The organism is Amycolatopsis sp. GM8 (assembly GCF_021653975.1).
In the GTDB taxonomy this organism is placed as follows: domain Bacteria; phylum Actinomycetota; class Actinomycetes; order Mycobacteriales; family Pseudonocardiaceae; genus Amycolatopsis_E.
Window position 1 is genome coordinate 411,706 of record NZ_JAJKFK010000002.1, and the last position, 15,516, is coordinate 427,221.

Annotated in this window: 15 protein-coding genes and 1 tRNA gene; 9 read left to right on the forward strand and 7 right to left on the reverse strand. The window is 64.1% G+C overall.

Annotation, left to right across the window (positions count from 1 at the left end; all coding sequences use genetic code 11):
* Nucleotides 1–33: 33 nt before the first annotated feature.
* The 4 genes from LOZ83_RS09245 (at nucleotide 34) to LOZ83_RS09260 (ending at nucleotide 3,174) form a co-directional block, all read left to right on the forward strand.
* The gene (locus tag LOZ83_RS09245) at nucleotides 34–699 is read left to right on the forward strand and encodes a gamma-glutamyl-gamma-aminobutyrate hydrolase family protein (protein ID WP_236789902.1); all 666 of its coding nucleotides are present in this window, start codon (nucleotides 34–36) and stop codon (nucleotides 697–699) included.
* The gene (locus tag LOZ83_RS09250; protein ID WP_236789904.1) at nucleotides 596–1,297 is read left to right on the forward strand and encodes an NTP transferase domain-containing protein; all 702 of its coding nucleotides are present in this window, start codon (nucleotides 596–598) and stop codon (nucleotides 1,295–1,297) included. Before LOZ83_RS09245 ends, LOZ83_RS09250 begins: the two co-directional genes overlap by 104 nt.
* A 100-nt stretch (nucleotides 1,298–1,397) precedes the next feature.
* Nucleotides 1,398–2,219, forward strand: coding sequence for an endonuclease/exonuclease/phosphatase family protein (locus LOZ83_RS09255; RefSeq protein WP_236789906.1), 822 nt, complete (start codon nucleotides 1,398–1,400; stop codon nucleotides 2,217–2,219).
* Nucleotides 2,220–2,271: 52 nt separating this feature from the next.
* On the forward strand, nucleotides 2,272–3,174 hold the full coding sequence (locus LOZ83_RS09260; RefSeq protein WP_236789907.1) for a sulfotransferase domain-containing protein: 903 nt from the start codon (nucleotides 2,272–2,274) through the stop codon (nucleotides 3,172–3,174).
* Nucleotides 3,175–3,180: 6 nt separating this feature from the next.
* Here LOZ83_RS09260 and LOZ83_RS09265 read toward each other — a convergent pair whose 3' ends face one another.
* From LOZ83_RS09265 to LOZ83_RS09295, 7 genes are all read right to left on the reverse strand, one after another.
* A complete protein-coding gene (locus tag LOZ83_RS09265) occupies nucleotides 3,181–4,161 on the reverse strand; it encodes an ABC transporter ATP-binding protein (protein ID WP_236789908.1) in 981 nt (326 codons plus the stop codon).
* Nucleotides 4,158–5,144: an ABC transporter ATP-binding protein gene (locus LOZ83_RS09270; RefSeq protein WP_236789909.1), complete on the reverse strand. Its 987-nt coding sequence runs from the start codon at nucleotides 5,142–5,144 to the stop codon at nucleotides 4,158–4,160. The genes LOZ83_RS09265 and LOZ83_RS09270 overlap by 4 nt, the downstream gene beginning before the upstream one ends.
* Nucleotides 5,141–6,040, reverse strand: a complete 900-nt coding sequence (locus LOZ83_RS09275) for an ABC transporter permease (protein ID WP_236789910.1) — start codon at nucleotides 6,038–6,040, stop codon at nucleotides 5,141–5,143. Before LOZ83_RS09275 ends, LOZ83_RS09270 begins: the two co-directional genes overlap by 4 nt.
* Nucleotides 6,037–6,999, reverse strand: a complete 963-nt coding sequence (locus LOZ83_RS09280; RefSeq protein WP_236789911.1) for an ABC transporter permease — start codon at nucleotides 6,997–6,999, stop codon at nucleotides 6,037–6,039. Before LOZ83_RS09280 ends, LOZ83_RS09275 begins: the two co-directional genes overlap by 4 nt.
* Nucleotides 6,999–8,540, reverse strand: coding sequence for an ABC transporter substrate-binding protein (locus LOZ83_RS09285; protein WP_236789912.1), 1,542 nt, complete (start codon nucleotides 8,538–8,540; stop codon nucleotides 6,999–7,001). Before LOZ83_RS09285 ends, LOZ83_RS09280 begins: the two co-directional genes overlap by 1 nt.
* Before the next feature lie 161 nt (nucleotides 8,541–8,701).
* Nucleotides 8,702–9,724: a MurR/RpiR family transcriptional regulator gene (locus tag LOZ83_RS09290; protein ID WP_255823464.1), complete on the reverse strand. Its 1,023-nt coding sequence runs from the start codon at nucleotides 9,722–9,724 to the stop codon at nucleotides 8,702–8,704.
* Between the two features lie 60 nt (nucleotides 9,725–9,784).
* Nucleotides 9,785–11,323, reverse strand: a complete 1,539-nt coding sequence (locus tag LOZ83_RS09295; protein WP_236789914.1) for an MFS transporter — start codon at nucleotides 11,321–11,323, stop codon at nucleotides 9,785–9,787.
* Nucleotides 11,324–11,614: 291 nt separating this feature from the next.
* Here LOZ83_RS09295 and LOZ83_RS09300 point away from each other — a divergent pair.
* The 5 genes from LOZ83_RS09300 (at nucleotide 11,615) to LOZ83_RS09320 (ending at nucleotide 15,511) form a co-directional block, all read left to right on the forward strand.
* Nucleotides 11,615–11,704: transfer RNA gene (locus LOZ83_RS09300), tRNA-Ser, on the forward strand.
* Nucleotides 11,705–11,943: 239 nt separating this feature from the next.
* A complete protein-coding gene (locus LOZ83_RS09305; protein ID WP_236789917.1) occupies nucleotides 11,944–12,204 on the forward strand; it encodes a hypothetical protein in 261 nt (86 codons plus the stop codon).
* A gap of 84 nt (nucleotides 12,205–12,288) precedes the next feature.
* Nucleotides 12,289–12,453: a hypothetical protein gene (locus tag LOZ83_RS09310; protein ID WP_236789919.1), complete on the forward strand. Its 165-nt coding sequence runs from the start codon at nucleotides 12,289–12,291 to the stop codon at nucleotides 12,451–12,453.
* Nucleotides 12,453–15,152, forward strand: a complete 2,700-nt coding sequence (locus LOZ83_RS09315; RefSeq protein ID WP_236789921.1) for an FtsK/SpoIIIE domain-containing protein — start codon at nucleotides 12,453–12,455, stop codon at nucleotides 15,150–15,152. Before LOZ83_RS09310 ends, LOZ83_RS09315 begins: the two co-directional genes overlap by 1 nt.
* A complete protein-coding gene (locus LOZ83_RS09320) occupies nucleotides 15,152–15,511 on the forward strand; it encodes a hypothetical protein (RefSeq protein ID WP_236789923.1) in 360 nt (119 codons plus the stop codon). Before LOZ83_RS09315 ends, LOZ83_RS09320 begins: the two co-directional genes overlap by 1 nt.
* Nucleotides 15,512–15,516: the final 5 nt, after the last annotated feature.

Sequence of the window (15,516 nt, forward strand, 5' to 3'; positions counted from 1 at the left end):
GTCACACAGCGCGTCGTGTGCGAGCCGCGGGAGGTGCGGCTCGCGCTCGACGTGCGGTGGTCCGGGTTTCTGGCCGCGTGCGGATTGTTCGCGGTGCCGCTGCCGATCGAACCCGATATCGCCTGGTCGGTCGTGCGGCGGACCCGTTGCGTGGGGTTGCTGCTGTCGGGCGGGAACGATCTCGGCTCGGTGCCCGAACGCGATACCCTCGAATACGGGCTCGTGTCCAACGCGATGGCGGCCGAATTGCCGGTGATCGGGGTGTGCCGGGGGATGCAGGTGCTGCTGTCCGCGTTCGGTGGGGAGCTGCACCGGGTCGAGGGGCACGTGGCACAGACGCATCCGGTGAGTACCGGCCGGATGGTCAACAGCTACCACGAGTGGGCGGCATTCGAGGCCCCCGAGGAATTCCTCGTCACGGAACGCTGTGGCGCGGTCGTAGAAGCCATTCGGCACCGGACGGCGCCACTCACCGGGATCATGTGGCATCCGGAACGGATGTCGCCCTTCGACGAGCAGGATCTCGCTTTTTTCATGGAGACATTCGGGAGCAGCCATGAGGGCCGTCATTCTCGCGGCAGGACGCGGATCCCGCATGGGTCCGCTCACCGCCGATCGTCCGAAGTGCCTGCTCAAGATCGGCGGGCACACGCTACTGGAACGCCAGGCGGCGGCCCTGCGGATGGCCGGCGTCGATGAGATCGGAATCGTGACCGGCTGGCAGGCGCAGCAGTTCGCGGGAATGCCTTTCCGGCTTTTCCACAATGCCGACTGGGCGACCACTTCCATGGTGGGTTCGTTGGCTTGTGCGGAAGAATGGCTGTTGACGGAGCCGCTTGTGGTTTCTTACGGGGATATCGTCTACGCCTCCTCGACCATCACCGGGCTGCTGGCCTCGGCTGCACCGATCACGATCGCCTATGACCCGGATTGGCGCGCGCAGTGGTCGTCCCGCTTCGAGGACCCGCTTTCAGACGCCGAGACGTTTCGGGTGGAGGCGAACGGACATCTGCTGGAAATCGGCGGCAGGCCGAGAACATTCGACGAGGTCGAAGGCCAATACATGGGACTGTTGAAGTTCACGCCCAGCGGCTGGGCAGCGTTGAAACGACTGCATGTCACCGAGACGGATCGCCAGGACATGACCGGACTGCTCCGGCGTCTGGTCCAGACTCAGCGGCCTGCGATCGCGACGATCAAGAACACCGGACCATGGCACGAATTCGACCACAGCTCGGATCTTGCAACAGGACGGACGGCGATCAACCACCTGGACCGGATCCTGGGCAAGTCGTAGCCCACCGGAGCGCCATCTGGTTTCGTTCAATGAAACGTCAGTTTTCCCCATGGTAGACTTTGCGGGTATCGTAGTCGACCCGCGAAGGCGTACCATCGACATGAACGATCCACTGCTCTTGCGTGTGCTTACGGTTAACATTTGGAACGTCGAAGGCGACGACAAACGTCAACAACTCCTGCGCGACGCTATCACGGATCTTCGGCCGGACCTCGTCGCATTGCAGGAGGTTACTCGCAACGCTGATTATGACCAGCTTGCCGCCGTTCTCGCCGACACAGAACTCCACGCTGTACATCAGGTGGACGTGTTGCGCCCGACTGCGGCTGCTTCCCTGGCGGGAACCGCACTCGCGTCGCGCTGGGAACCGACGTCGGTAACCGGGATAGAGCTACCGCAAGGTATCGGCGCGGAGTGCGCGCTCGCCGCGACTGTGCCATTACCCAACGGCCTCGACCTGCTGTTCATGGCCGTTAAACCGACCTGGCGGCTCGACTCCGAGGTTGTTCGTACCACGCAGGCTCAAGCCATAGCCCAGTTCGACGCGAAGCTACGCCAGACCGTGCCGACCATCATCGCAGGCGATTTCGACGCGACACCGGACGCCGATTGCATGCGTTACTTGACCGGGAAAACAGTGGTCGAAAACACGAGTGTACATTATCACGATGCTTGGACAATTGGCGGAGATGGCGGCCCCGGCTATACGTGGACGAGTGACAACACGCTGGCCGAACCATTGATCCGGAATACCCTCGGACAACTGCGACACGCGCGCAGAATCGACTACATCTTGGTCGGCTCCTTCCACAACCATCCGCTCGCCGCAGCACGAGTGCTGGACAGCCGAGTCGTCATGACGGATCCGCCCGCAAGCGACCACTACGGGGTCCTCGCCGACATCGAAATCGAGGCGCGCTGAGTTGAATTAAACTCCGCGAACGCGTACCTTACCCGCCCCTATGCTCGACAGAATGATCACAGGATTCTTTGTCGAGGATCAAGAGGGGCACCGACGACTCAACGACGAGTTCCGTCGATTCCGCGAAGATGGCTACGGGTTGCCGCCGGACAATCTGCGCGCGATCGGCGACAAGGATGTCATCGTCGCCAACTATGGTAGCGCTGGAACGGTGGCCATCAACAATATTCTGGCCGAGCTCGGTCTCAACTACGTAGCGAGCAATATCGCGACGCTCCATGCCGACGGAACCAGCAGCGCGACGGAATCCTATACGGAACGATGGCAGCAGCTCATCACGACCAGGCAAGCCGCCACCACCCTGTGGCCGCGCTTCACGAAAACGCACCTCCCCCACGAATATTTCTCGTCAAAGAGACTGGGCGGTGTCTGGATCGTGGTACGGGACCCGCGGGACGCCCTTTACTCGCTGTACCGCATACTTCATCAACAAGATGATCCCGCAACCGACCCGTACGAGACGTGGAATCATTCATTCGACGACTGGATCAACGACAACAGCGTACTCAATCGCCGACCGGTCGATATGTGGGTCGAATTCTACTCGAGCTGGCTCGAGCGCGCCGGCTACCAAGACGAGCTGACGATCACCAGATTCGAGGACTTCAAACGGAATCCAGCGCAGACAATCGGCGCTGCCCTCGAACGTTTCGGTGTCAAAGTAACAAGACAACAGCTCGACGCGGCCGCTTCAGCCAGTTCTTTCGCCGCCATGCAGACACACGAGAGTGCTGTGAGTACTGGGGCGCAGGTCATACGCCGTGGCATGATCAACGAATGGCGTGAGTGGATGGATGACGAGAAATGGCGCGCTTTTTCGGGAGACGACCTCAGGGAGCTTGCGGGTAAGTTGGGCTACGACCTCACGTTCACGTCCGACCTGAGCCACAGCTGAATGCCGTTATTCATTGACGGATTGCGTGCCCGAACCGACGATCGACAGGTCACCGGCTGCCGCGGAACGCACTTCCGACACCAGCGGGTAGTGACAGCGCCACGAACGGTCGTCCTGCTCGCTGATACCAGGCTCGTCACGCCGGCAACGGTCAACGGCGTACGCGCACCGAGATGAGAAGGCGCACCCGTTCGTCGTTTCAACCCTCTCCTGGGGTGCACCACTTTGCGTAGCGGTATGCGCGCCTGGAATCGAGTCCAGAAGGAGTCGCGTATACGGGTGCTGGGGAGCACTCCAGACCTCGCGAGTTGATCCGGTTTCGACGATCTGCCCTCGGTACATGACGAGCACACGGTCGGTGAGGTGCTGCACGACACTGAGGTCGTGAGAGATGAGGACGATCGCCATCCCTGTTGTGCTTTGGATATCCACGAGCAGGTTCAGGATCTGGGCCTGGACCGACACGTCGAGGGAGGAGGTGGGCTCATCGGCGATCAGCACATCGGGACGGCAGGCGAGCGCGCGCGCGATCGAGGCTCGCTGACACTGGCCCCCACTGAGTTGTCGCGGCTTGCGGCCCCGTTGACTTCGATCAATTCCGACCCTGGCAAGGAGATCGGCAGCGAGTCGTCTACTCCCGGACCTTGTCGTTTTGTCATGCGCGGCGACCGCTTCTGCCACTGCCGACATGATCGTCTGCCGCGGATTCAGGGAGCTATAAGGATCCTGGAACAACATCTGGACACGTCGCCGACGTTCGTCCTTGCTCGTGAGCTTTCCCCACGGCTCGTCGAAAGCCAGCAGTTCGCCGGATGTCGGTTTCATAAGGCCGGCAAGTAGCCGCCCGAGCGTGGTCTTACCGCATCCACTCTCACCAACGATCCCCAACGTCTCGCCGTAACTCAACGAGAGCTCGATGTCGCGAAGGACCGACTTACCACCGGGGTACGCGAATGCCATATGTCTGGCGTCGAACAGCTTGCTCATATTCTGTTCACCTCATCAAGCGACGCATCGACGACGTCGTGCAGGAAACATGAAGCGAAGTGTGCGTGCGTGTCGATTCCCGTCAACGCAGGGACAGCGGAGGAACACTTGTCGAATACGGACGGGCATCGTGTCCGGAAGGCGCAGCCGCTCGGCCGATCTTCGGGCGATGGCGGAGAGCCAGGTATTGACTCGAGCCGTGCTCGGTGTTCTGCCATGTGTGGTCGAGAGCGGATCAAGGCTCTGGTGTACGGATGACCGGGATCGGCGAGTATGAGACCGGTGGGCCCACTTTCGACGATGCTGCCCGAATACATGATCGCGACGTCGGTGGTGAGTTGCTCGATGACGGACAGGTCGTGCGAGACAGCCAGCAAGGCCATACCTCGTTGCTGCCGTAGTTGTTCCAATAGTTCGAGGATGGATTTCTGTACTGTGACGTCGAGGGCCGTAGTGGCCTCGTCAGCAATGATGAGTTCAGGGTCGCCAGCTAGTGCCAACGCTATCATGACACGTTGACGCATTCCACCGCTCAATTGGTGAGGATACAGATCCAGAAGGGCCGCAGTGGCGTCGAGCTGTACCGCATGGAGCAGTTCCCGCGTTCGCCTCGCGATGTTCGGTGCGCGATATTCTCGTAGCGTTTCTTCGACCTGGGCGCCGACCGGCATCAGCGGGTCAAGGGCCGACTGGGAGCTCTGTGGCACCAATGCGATGCGTCGACCGCGATAGCGCCGCCACTGACGTTCGCTCCACCGGCCGGCGTCCTCGCCTCGGTACTGGAACGTGCCACGGGACAGTTGCCCGCCGACGACCGCAAGAGTTCCGGTGAGCAGACGGCATGTCATGCTCTTACCCGATCCGGTCTCGCCCACCAGACCAACGGCCGCGCCTCGTCGGACCGTGAGGCTGACGTCCCGGAGGATCTCGGCGGACCGGATCCGGACGGCAACATTGTCGAGGGCCAAGAGAGCATCGGTCATCTGCGCACATCACTCTCTGTGGCGAACGAATCAGCGACCAACGAGAAACCCAGTCCTACCAGGACGATGATCGCGCCGGGAAGAAGTGCTGCCCACCAAGCAGTTTGTAGTGTGTCGCGGGCTTGGTACATCAAGCTTCCCAGCTCGGGTGTGGGCTCCTGCACGCCGGTGCCCAGGAAGGCCAGGCTCGCTGTGGTGACCATGACGAAGACGGCATCCGCTGCCACATAAGTCAGGGAAGCACCGGTCACGTTCGGGAGCATGTGTCGAAAGAAGACTCTCCGGCGTGAATAACCGAGTAGCGACGCCGCGACGATGTACTCCCGGTTCCGCACGCTCAGGGTTTCCGCGCGTCCGAGCCGCGCGTAAACCGCCCAGCCCACCGTCCAGATCGATAGCAGGATGGTCGGCACGCCTCGCGGCAGACCCGGTATGTCCGGCCCATTGCCGATGACGACTGTCAGCGTCAGGACCAGAATTACGAAAGGGATCGCCAGTACCGCATCGATCAACCTCGTCGCGACAAGGTCGACGACTCGATTCCGAGCGAGCCCGATCAGCATGCCGATACCCTGGCCGACTACCAGGCTGATGCCGACGGCAAGGACGATGATCGTGAGATCTGTGTGTAACGCGCCGGCGCATCTGACCAAAAGGTCGCGGCCAAGGGCATCCGTGCCGAACGGGTGCGCGGCCGAAGGGGCCAAGTTGGGGGCGGCTACAAGCGCATCCTGCGAATACGGACTCAGGATCGGCACAATGACCGACGCCACGACGAATACGAGCAGTATGCCCAAGCCTACGATGGCCTCACCCCGCGAGGAGAGTGCCGTCAGGACGCGGCGACGGGCCGTGCGCCGCCGCGTCCTGAGCGATGTGATCTCGACGCTCGTCATCGCAACCTCGGGTCGATCAGACGATATGCGATGTCCGCCAGCAGGTTCCCGAAGACCACGAACATGCCGGTGATGATCGCGACGGCCTGGACCACCGGGTAGTCGCGGGAATTGGTCGCGTTCACCAGGGTGGTACCCACCCCGGGCAGGCCGAACACGGCTTCGACCACGACGGCTCCACCGATCAGACCGCCGATGTTCAGGCCGACCAGCGTGATAGTCGGCAATGCACTGTTCGGCAGGACATGGCGCAGGACAAGTCGGGACCGGGAAAGACCGCGGGTCATGGCTGCTTCGATGAACTGCTCGCGGAGGGTGTCGCGCGCTTTTTGCCGCACAGCACGTGCAATGAGTGGCGCCAGATACGCGCTGAGGACCAGGACAGGTAACCACAAGTAGCTGAAGTTTTCCGGATAGTGTCCCGCCCACCCGCCGGCCGGAGCGATCTGTGCCTGTACTGCCAGGACCAGGATGCCGACCAGCCCCACAAAAAATGCCGGTGTCGCCAATAGCACTACGGCCGAGACACGGATGCCATAGTCGAGCCAGCGTCCGCGCGACATGGCCGCGAGCAGCCCGATGGCCGCTCCCGAGATCAACGAGAAGACGATCGTCGCCGCGACCAGCGTGAGCGTCACCAGAAGGCTGCTGCCCACCAGCGACACTACCGAAACACCGGGATAGGCCAGGGACTGTCCGAGGTCGCCGTGGGCGACCCCGGACAGATACTTGCCCAGCTGAGAAACGAGAGGATCATCCAGGTGCATCCGCTGGTGGAGCTCGGCCACCTGACTTTCCGTTGCCTGCGGCCCCAACAGCTGACGGGCCGGGTCACCAGGTACCAGATGGATCAGGAGGAAGGTGATGAGGAGAACACCGAACGCGACCGCGACCGCCTGGACGACCAGTACCCACAGGGGCTGCCCGCTCTGCTTGAGCTCGGAGTTGCGTCCTGGCATCACTGTCCGGCGCCACCCACGAGCAGCCTGAACGCGACCTGCTTTACGGCGTCCGGCGATACATTCGTCGCGCTCACCATTGCGAAGTCCGACAGTGCGACGAACGGCCGGTCGGCTTCGAACTGATCACTGATCGCTTGAGTGATCTGTGGTAGCTGATCCGCCTTCGTCGTATTCAACTGCCCGACGAGCGAATCCATGGCCGCCGACTCGTAGTTCGTCAGACCGGCATGCAGCCCACCCTTGGGGTCCAACGTTGACGCCACCAGGTGGCCAGGGTCAGGCACGTCCGACGTCAGCGGCCCGAGCAGAGTTTGGAACTGTCCCTTCAAGGCGCGGTCGATGCCGACGGATTGCTGCTGAGCATCAAGATTTATGTTGACACCGATGTCTTTCAGGTTCTGTTGGATGATCGTCGCCGTCGGCTGCGCCCACGGGATGCTCGTGTAGTACAAGAGATCGACCGAACAACCAGTGGCGCATTGGGTTCCGGCAAGGAGATCTTTGGCCTTGGCGATGTCGCGTGCGCCATTGGTCTTCGGCTCGTACTGAGGCATGGTCGAAGGCCAGTAGCCGGCGCGGGGCGTCGTCTGGCCCTGCCACACGACCTGGTCGATTTGCTGCCGGTCGATGGCCAGGTTGATCGCCTGTCGTATCTTCACGTCGCTGAGCAACGGATCTTTGTTGTTGGGGATCAGCTCGATCGTCCCGAACTGCTTTACGACGACACTCTTGACGTCACCCGTCATCTGCGGGATGAGTGACGGCGGAAGATCGAGCGCCCAGTTGGCCTGTCCGGTGCGGACCTGAGCAAGTCGAGTGCCCGCGTCGGCGACGACGGTGAACTTGACGGTGTCCACCTTGGGTTGAGCGCCCCAATAGTTGGGGTTACGCGTCATCGTCACGCCGGCGCCGGCGCTGATCTCACTGAGCACATAGGGCCCCGCGGAAACGGGCTTCTTGAAGAAGTCGGCCTGGCCGATCTTGTCCTTCGGAAAGATCGTGAACGCGTAGCCGGACAAGACCGTCGGCAGCGCGGCATAGGGAGCGCTGAGCTTGACGACGACAGTGCTCGCCGATGGCGCAGTGACTTCGGTGACGGGTTTGAGGAGAGAAAAACTCTGACCGGCGACATCGTGGCGGACCCGGTCGAGCGTTGCGACGACGTCAGCCGAGGTCAGTGGAGTGCCATCGGAGAACTTGAGATCGGGTCGCAGCGTGAAGGTCCAACTCAACTGGTCGGCTGCCGGGGTGATCGAGGCGGCAAGTGCCGGACCTCCGACGTCAGGACCATCGCTGTAGCTGGTCAGGCGCGCTCCGAACAGCGAGATGATGAACGCATCTTCGGTTGCCCCGGTCGCGTCCGGGTCGTAGCCGGATGGAGCGGCACCGAGTGCGATCGTGACGGTCGCGGGCGTTGCCGAGGATTGTTCGGTCTTGGCAAGATTGCTGGGTGTGCTACACGCGGCGAGCATGAAGGCGACTACGCCGAGCACGCCGATCGCGAGACGCGAGCGGCATCGCGTACCTCTGGGCGCCATCTTTAGCTCCTGGTTCATCTGATGAAAGACCGGTTTCAAAACATGCGTCTCACTGGCAAGGATTTTTGCCTCATGGAGCCATACATGGCAAGCGGGCCGGAGTGAACTCGCGGTAAAACTTGGACTGGTCGTCGGCAGCTACGTCGTGGCGTACAGTCAGGTCAGAGTTGGTGTTGAGCGGCCACTTGGTGGTGTTGCTCGAGAGCGAGCAATCCGCGTTGCTCACTTCGGAAGGCGACGTCGACGTAGAGCGCGTCGATCACTGCCAGATGCGCCATCCGGCTGGCCATGGCCTCGACGCGATAGCTGATCCCCCGGCCTCCGGCAATGATCGGGTGGTCGACCACGCGGGTCAGCGGGCTCTTGCTGAAACTGGTGATCGCGATGGTGGTCGCGCCGCCGTCGCGGGCTGCCGTGGTGGCCGCCAACGTTTCCTTCGTCGCGCCCGTGTGGCTGACGGTCACGCACACGCCACGAGCGCCGAGGGTACGTGCGGCAAGGTGCTGGGTGAGTGCGTCGACCGGCGCATCGACCGGCAGGCCGAGCATCCGGAAACGGTACGCCGCATCCTGCGCGATCGGGCTGCTCGGCCCTAGCCCGACCAGCACCAACCGCCCCGCTCCGGCGATAGCGCGCGCCGCTGCCGCGAACGCGGCGTGGTCGACAGTCGCCAGGCAATCGGACAGCACAGCCGCGCTCGACGAGACGACCTTCTCCAGGACTGCCGAGCTGTCGTCAGCAGCGGAGATTTCCTCGTACACCAGCTTGCCCCCCGGACTCGCGCTGCGCACCACGAGGCGCTTGACGTCCTGGAACCCGCCGAACCCCATCCGCTGACATGCGCGCACCACCGTCGATTCCGCAACACCCGCCGCGGCCGCCACCTCGGTAATCGACAAGTACCCCAGGCCCTGAGCACGATCCAGCAACACCTGTGCGACTCGGCGATCCGCCGGGCGGAGGGAAGGCATCAGAGCACGGACTCGACCGAGCACGTCGTGACCTACCCGTGGTGCCGGGTTGGCATCCGCCTTTTCGAGACCGCGAGCGCTTGGCGACACGGCAACTATCCTTGCCCAGATATACGGCAGAAGGCAAATGACAGTTTGATCTACCGAGCAGGAGGCGGTGACGGGGGTGGCCACGACGGCGCGACGGTCCTCGTGGCCGGCTGTCGAACGCATCACAGGTGGCCTGCCGACGGACTGCGACGTGCTCCCAGGTCGGGTCGTCAACTGTCCCGTTCAGTCCTGAACCGCTTTGTGCTCATCGGACAGTCGCCGGGTTCGTATCGTCACGGCGGCAACCACAGCAGCAGCACAGGCAATGGCCGCGATGAGCAGCATCGTATGCTGAAAAGCTGATTGATACGCTGCTGCCGCCACCTCAGCAATACCTCGATTCGAGGACGCCATCGAATCCGCTGGCCGAACAATACGACCGATGACAACCTGCGCGGCGAGCTCATGCAGGGCAGTCCCCGGCGGAAGTCGTTCTCGCATATCGAATAACACGCTCGATACCCGTGCTTGAAAGAACATGCCTGTCAGACTGATCCCTAGCACGACACCAAGGTATTCGATTGATTGATTGTAGCCCGACGACATACCGGCACGACCGGGCTGAGCCCTGTCGATGACGACCATGAGCCTGATCGGATTCCACAGCCCCAAACCAAAACCGGAGATGACCATCATGAGCACGAGTGTTGTCCAGAGCTCGAAAGGTCCGCTCGTCGCGCCCAGCGCGGCACCCACAGCGACGAGCGAAGTGGACAGCACGAGTAATGCACGAATGGAAACTCGCTTCGCCAGGCTCGCCGACGAGATGTTGCCCACCCACACCAGGAGGGTCAACGGCAGCATCGCCACCCCGGTCAATCCCGGTGAAAGGCCGATCTTGTTCTGCAGGTAGACAGTCGAGAAGAATATTATCGAGATAGAGGTGGTGCCCGTCACGAGCGCAAGGATCAGCATGCCGTTGGTCGTGAGATCGCGAAATTCAGCTACGTCGAAAAGGGCGTGTCGGCCACGTCTCCGCTCTATGAACACGAAGGCAACCGCTGCCGTGGCAGTGGTCCCGACCAGGAGCCACGTCGTCCCACCGGCGCCGGCCGGGTTCCCGACCTGCATCGCCAAGCCGACGAACGAACTCATTCCCACGATTATGAGCGCCCCACCGCCCCAGTCGATGGGCGCTGACGGCCGGGTGGCCGGTGAACCGGCAAACCTCCTGAGCAGCCAGGCTATGGCAACGCAGGCCGGCACGTTGACCAGAAATATCGAGCGCCATCCGAAGGAACTGATCAAGGCGCCGCCAAACATCGGCCCGAAAGCCATGGCGAAACCCGCCACCGAGCCGTAGATCCCTAGCGCGAAACTCCGTTGCCTGCCCTCGAAGACTTCACTCAGCAGGGCCGGGCCCACCGCGAGCAGCGCGGCTCCGCCAATGCCCTGCACCGAGCGCGCCGCGATCAGCAACGTGGCATTAGCCGAGATTCCACAGAGCAGGGACATGACACAGAAGACCGCAAGTCCTGCGGTGTACGTCCTCTTCCTGCCCCAACGGTCTGATATCGACCCGACCAACAAGAGAAATGTGGCAAGACCAGTCGAGTAGGAGTTGATCACCCACTGTAGATCGTCGAAGTCGGCGTGGAGCGAGACACCGAGCGCCGGTACCGCGAGTTGAGCGCCTATCACGTCGAGTTGCACGATTCCGGCGGACGCCGCAACCGCGGCAAGGATTCGGCGTTGACCTGTTCTCTGTGTCGTGATCTGCACGAGGACTCAGACCGTCCACCGACGAGAGATCATCGGAACGATGACAACCGGCCTATCCTCGCCGGATCCTGTCCGAAAAAGCAGGCGTCGGTCGGCATGTCGTCCTGTTCCGCACGCGGGCCGAGCTCTGGTCACCCCGACTACGTTTCCTGAGCTGCCGCAGTCCAGCCAGGGGGCTGAGTTCACCCGTTCCCGACCATCATCGCAGTCAAGCTGCCTCGAGGCACCGGGGTAGGCAAGCCAGCCTTCCCCCGTCTCGGCGCTGTACATCGCCCGTGTAAGCTCTTCGGCGGAGGATTGGCCGAGCGGCCTAAGGCGCACGATTGGAAATCGTGTTGGGTGTTACAGCCCTCACGGGTTCGAATCCCGTATCCTCCGCCAGCTACCGGGCAGAACGCCGGGCACCTCGCGTGCCCGGCGTTCTGTTGTAGCGGACCGCGGTGGCGACTGCCGAACCAGCGGAGCGGCACGTCAAAATCACCCTAACAGTGCCACCACCAGCACAAGAGTCACCTGAACGGCCTAGTGCGATCATCGCTCGGAGCTACCGATAGTTTTACGTGGGTCGTCACCAACGACGACCAACGCAAAGCTCGACAGACCGAGGAGAACCCGCGCCGATGGCCGGAGTGGAAGAGATCCGTGCAGGGATCGCGATGGCGAACGAGAAGTGCAACGCCAGCGTCGCCGCCCTGCAACAGGCCGCCCAGGCACTCGAGGAGGCTCAGCAGATCCTGGGACAGGTCACATCCGGTAGCACCCAGCCCGAGGTGACTCAGGCACACGGGTTACTCGCGGAAGCCGTTCAGGGGATCAACGGTCAGCAGAGCACGATTCAGGCCGCAGTGTCGTCGGCCGAGTCCTACTCCGCTCGGCTGTAGATGTACTCGCTGGGCGAGCTCCATGCGCAACTGGCCGCATTCCGTGCGAAACTGGCTGAGGCAACCGGACACACCAATCGTGCGGTGGAGCTGCTGGATGAGGCACGCGAAACGATCGTCACGGCCTTCGAGCAGGCGGAGCCCTGGCTACCGCCCGAGCTCGCACTCGCCGCGGACCGGCTGCGCCAGGACGCCGACCGGCTCGCTGCCGCCGACCAGCTGGTGAGCGGCTACCAGGCCAGCCTCTGATGAAGCTCGCGAAGTCCAGCACGCAGCGCGGCCGGGTCCTGACCGCGCTGAACGCGATACGCCAGCAGCTCGGCCTCGTCCTCGGTGCGGCGGACGCCGCGCGCCAATCCGCCGAGGCCGAGCTGGACCGGCTCCAGCTGGAACAACGCATCGTCCGGGGCGGCGGCAACGACGAGGACCTGCGGCACCCCGCGCTGGCCGGCGTCCGCGAGCAGCTGGACACCGTGCGAGCCGCGTTCTACCAGGACGCCGCCACCGTCCCCGGCCGTCTCCGCGAGCTGGTCGCCGAGACGGCACCCGGGCCGCCGAGCCGCCCGCCGGGTGACTGGCTCGGCCGCATCGGCAACGCAAAGCTCACCGTACCGCCATTGTGGCGCATCGGTTCGTCCACTGTGGACTCGACGGGGCCGTTCCCGGTCGCCGTTCCACTGCTGGACGAGTCGCACCTCGCGATCACCACCGCGCCGAAGACCCGCGACGCGGCCGAGTCGCTGATCGAGGGGCTCCTGCTGCGAGTCCTGACCAGCATGGAGCCCGGCGCGGTCCGCGTGCACCTGTGGGACGTCGGCCAGCTCACCGCCGTCCTGCCCAACCTGTACCCGCTGAGCCGCACCAGCGCGGTCACCACCTACGACCCCGCCCGGCTCGACGACCTCCTCGACGAGCTCGCCGGGTACATCCGCCGCACGCACGCCCAGAGCATGCAGGCCGGGCACCATTCGCTGCGCAGCATGCGCGAAGCCCTCGGCCAGCGCACCGATCCGTGGCGCATCGTGGTGTTCTTCGGCAACGGCGAGGAGTGGACGCGCGAGCAACTCCGCGAGCTCAAACGCATCGCCGGGGGCGCGCTCGCCGCCGGGATCTCGCTCATCGGCGTGGACCTGCCGACGATGTTCGGCGGCGGCGTCGAGAACATCCGGCTCGTCGACGAGCAGCACGCCGTGACCAGCATGACCGGGGCGGACATCGTCGTCGACCTCGATCCGCCGATCCCGGCCGTGGAGGTCAGCGGCGCGGCCCACCGGCTCGCGGACGCGCTCATCGCCAAGCAGGGCGGGCCGCGATCCTTCGCCGATCTGCTCCCCACCGAGTTCGGGCAGGAAAGCTCCGCCCGCGAACTTCGTGCGCCCGTCGGGTTTTTCGAGGGTGACCCGGTCGAGGTGGTCATCGGCGACGGCACCCCGCACGCGCTGATCGGCGGCCCGAGCGGCTCCGGCAAGACGAACTTCCTGTACTCCCTCATCGGCAGCCTCGCCGCCCGCTACCCACCCGGTGAACTGGCGCTCTACCTGCTGGACTTCAAGGAAGGCGTGTCCTTCGCGGGCCTCGCGCCCGGCCGCCGCGACGCGAGCTGGCTGCCGCATGCCCGGCTCATCGGGGTCAACGTCAACACCGACCGCGAGTTCGGGCTGGCGCTGCTGCGGTTCCTCGCGGACGAGCTGCGGCGCCGCTCGGCCGCGGCGAAGGAGCACGAGGTCACGGACCTGGCCGAGCTGCGCAAGCAGGACCCGGATGGCCACTGGCCGCGGATCGTCGCCGTGATCGACGAGTTCCAGTACCTGTTCGCGGGCCGTGACGCGGTGACGAACCAGGCGACCGCGCTGCTCGAAGACATCGCCCGCCGCGGCCGCGCACAGGGCATCCACCTGATCCTCGCGAGCCAGGACATCGCCGGGATCGACGCGTTCTGGGGCAAGCCCGCGGTGTTCGAGCAGTGCACGCTGCGGATCGCGATGCCGAAGGCGCGGCGCGTGCTGGCCGAGACGAACAACGCCGCGGTCGCCGCGCCGAAGTGGCACGCCGTGGTGAACCACGACTCGGGTGTCGCGCACGGCAACCAGCTCGCGCACGTGCCCGACGCCAGCAGCCGTGACATCTTCTCGTCCCTGCAACGAAAACTGTGGGAGCAGTACGCCGACGAGCATCAGCGCCCACGTCTGTTCGACGGCGCGCATTCGCCGACGCTGGAGCACATCCCGGCGTTCGCCGCGCTCACTCCCGGTGGCCGGCCGCGGGCGCTGCTCGGCCAGTCGATCGACGTCGAGGACGCGGCGTGCGCGGTGGACCTGTTCAGCGCACCGGGCCGGAATCTCGCCGTGCTCGGCACGGCCGCCGCCGAAGCACTGTCCATTCTGGACGCCGCCGCGAAATCCCTGGCGCGGCAGTACCAACCGCACGAGGTCGAGTTTCTGGTGTCCTGTTTGGTCGATCGCTGCGCACCGCCGGTGGACCACCTGGTGCAGACGCTGAAGGCCGAGGGGCACCTGGTCGAGATGCTGCACGAGGACGAGCTCGGCGCCCGCATGCTCAGGCTCACCGAAGAGCCGTCCGCGCACACGCGGATGTTGTTGCTCTACGGCGTCGACGCGGCGTTGCCGTTGCTGGAAGCCAAGAAACCGGGCGAACTCAAGAGCGGGCTGGACCACTTCCGCACCGTGCTCAAGCAGGGCCCGACGAAGAACGTGCACACGCTCGGCTGGTGGCGCAGCACGGCGCGGCTCAAGGACACGCTGGGCTTCGGCGGCACCGACGACATCGGCGCCTGGGCCGCGCTCGACGTGCAGGGCGCCGAGCTGAGCCAGTTCGCGGCCGGACAGGTCGTGCAGTGGTCGCCGCGGCCGGGACGCGCACTGTTCTTCGACCGCAGCACGCACGTCTCGCCGGAAGTCATGATCCCGTTCGACCGCCCGGAGTACTGATGGAATCGCCGGCCATGCGCTACAAGGAAATCGTCGGGCTCGCCGGGAAAGCGGCCGAGGAATTGCGCGCGTGGGAGCTGCGGCGCGGCCAGGAACTCGATGCCGAGATCCTGGCCGCCGAGCAGGCCGTCGCGGAGGCGGCACAACGCGAGCAGCGGACCGCACAGACCGCGCACAACTGGTGGCGCATGGCGGAGGACAACGTCTCGCGGCTGCCGTGGCTCGAGGTCGCCGACGGCCCCACCCCTGCCGCTCACGCGCACGCCTCGTGGCTGGACCGCTACCTCAACGAACTCAAGCCGATGTACCAGGAGCTCGTGGATTCGGTGCTGTCACTGGGCTGGCGCGCCCGGCGCTGACCGGG

What these genes read in the sequence shown, in the direction of transcription:
- LOZ83_RS09305 (WP_236789917.1), top strand. Translation starts at nt 11,944, where the DNA reads ATGGCCGGAGTGGAAGAGATCCGTGCAGGGATCGCGATGGCGAACGAG.
- LOZ83_RS09320 (WP_236789923.1), top strand. Translation starts at nt 15,152, where the DNA reads ATGGAATCGCCGGCCATGCGCTACAAGGAAATCGTCGGGCTCGCCGGG.
- LOZ83_RS09250 (WP_236789904.1), top strand. Translation starts at nt 596, where the DNA reads ATGGGTCCGCTCACCGCCGATCGTCCGAAGTGCCTGCTCAAGATCGGC.
- LOZ83_RS09275 (WP_236789910.1), bottom strand. Translation starts at nt 6,040, where the DNA reads ATGACGAGCGTCGAGATCACATCGCTCAGGACGCGGCGGCGCACGGCC.
- LOZ83_RS09280 (WP_236789911.1), bottom strand. Translation starts at nt 6,999, where the DNA reads ATGCCAGGACGCAACTCCGAGCTCAAGCAGAGCGGGCAGCCCCTGTGG.
- LOZ83_RS09290 (WP_255823464.1), bottom strand. Translation starts at nt 9,724, where the DNA reads ATGCGTTCGACAGCCGGCCACGAGGACCGTCGCGCCGTCGTGGCCACC.
- LOZ83_RS09255 (WP_236789906.1), top strand. Translation starts at nt 1,398, where the DNA reads ATGAACGATCCACTGCTCTTGCGTGTGCTTACGGTTAACATTTGGAAC.
- LOZ83_RS09270 (WP_236789909.1), bottom strand. Translation starts at nt 5,144, where the DNA reads ATGACCGATGCTCTCTTGGCCCTCGACAATGTTGCCGTCCGGATCCGG.
- LOZ83_RS09265 (WP_236789908.1), bottom strand. Translation starts at nt 4,161, where the DNA reads ATGAGCAAGCTGTTCGACGCCAGACATATGGCATTCGCGTACCCCGGT.
- LOZ83_RS09260 (WP_236789907.1), top strand. Translation starts at nt 2,272, where the DNA reads ATGATCACAGGATTCTTTGTCGAGGATCAAGAGGGGCACCGACGACTC.
- LOZ83_RS09285 (WP_236789912.1), bottom strand. Translation starts at nt 8,540, where the DNA reads ATGGCGCCCAGAGGTACGCGATGCCGCTCGCGTCTCGCGATCGGCGTG.
- LOZ83_RS09315 (WP_236789921.1), top strand. Translation starts at nt 12,453, where the DNA reads ATGAAGCTCGCGAAGTCCAGCACGCAGCGCGGCCGGGTCCTGACCGCG.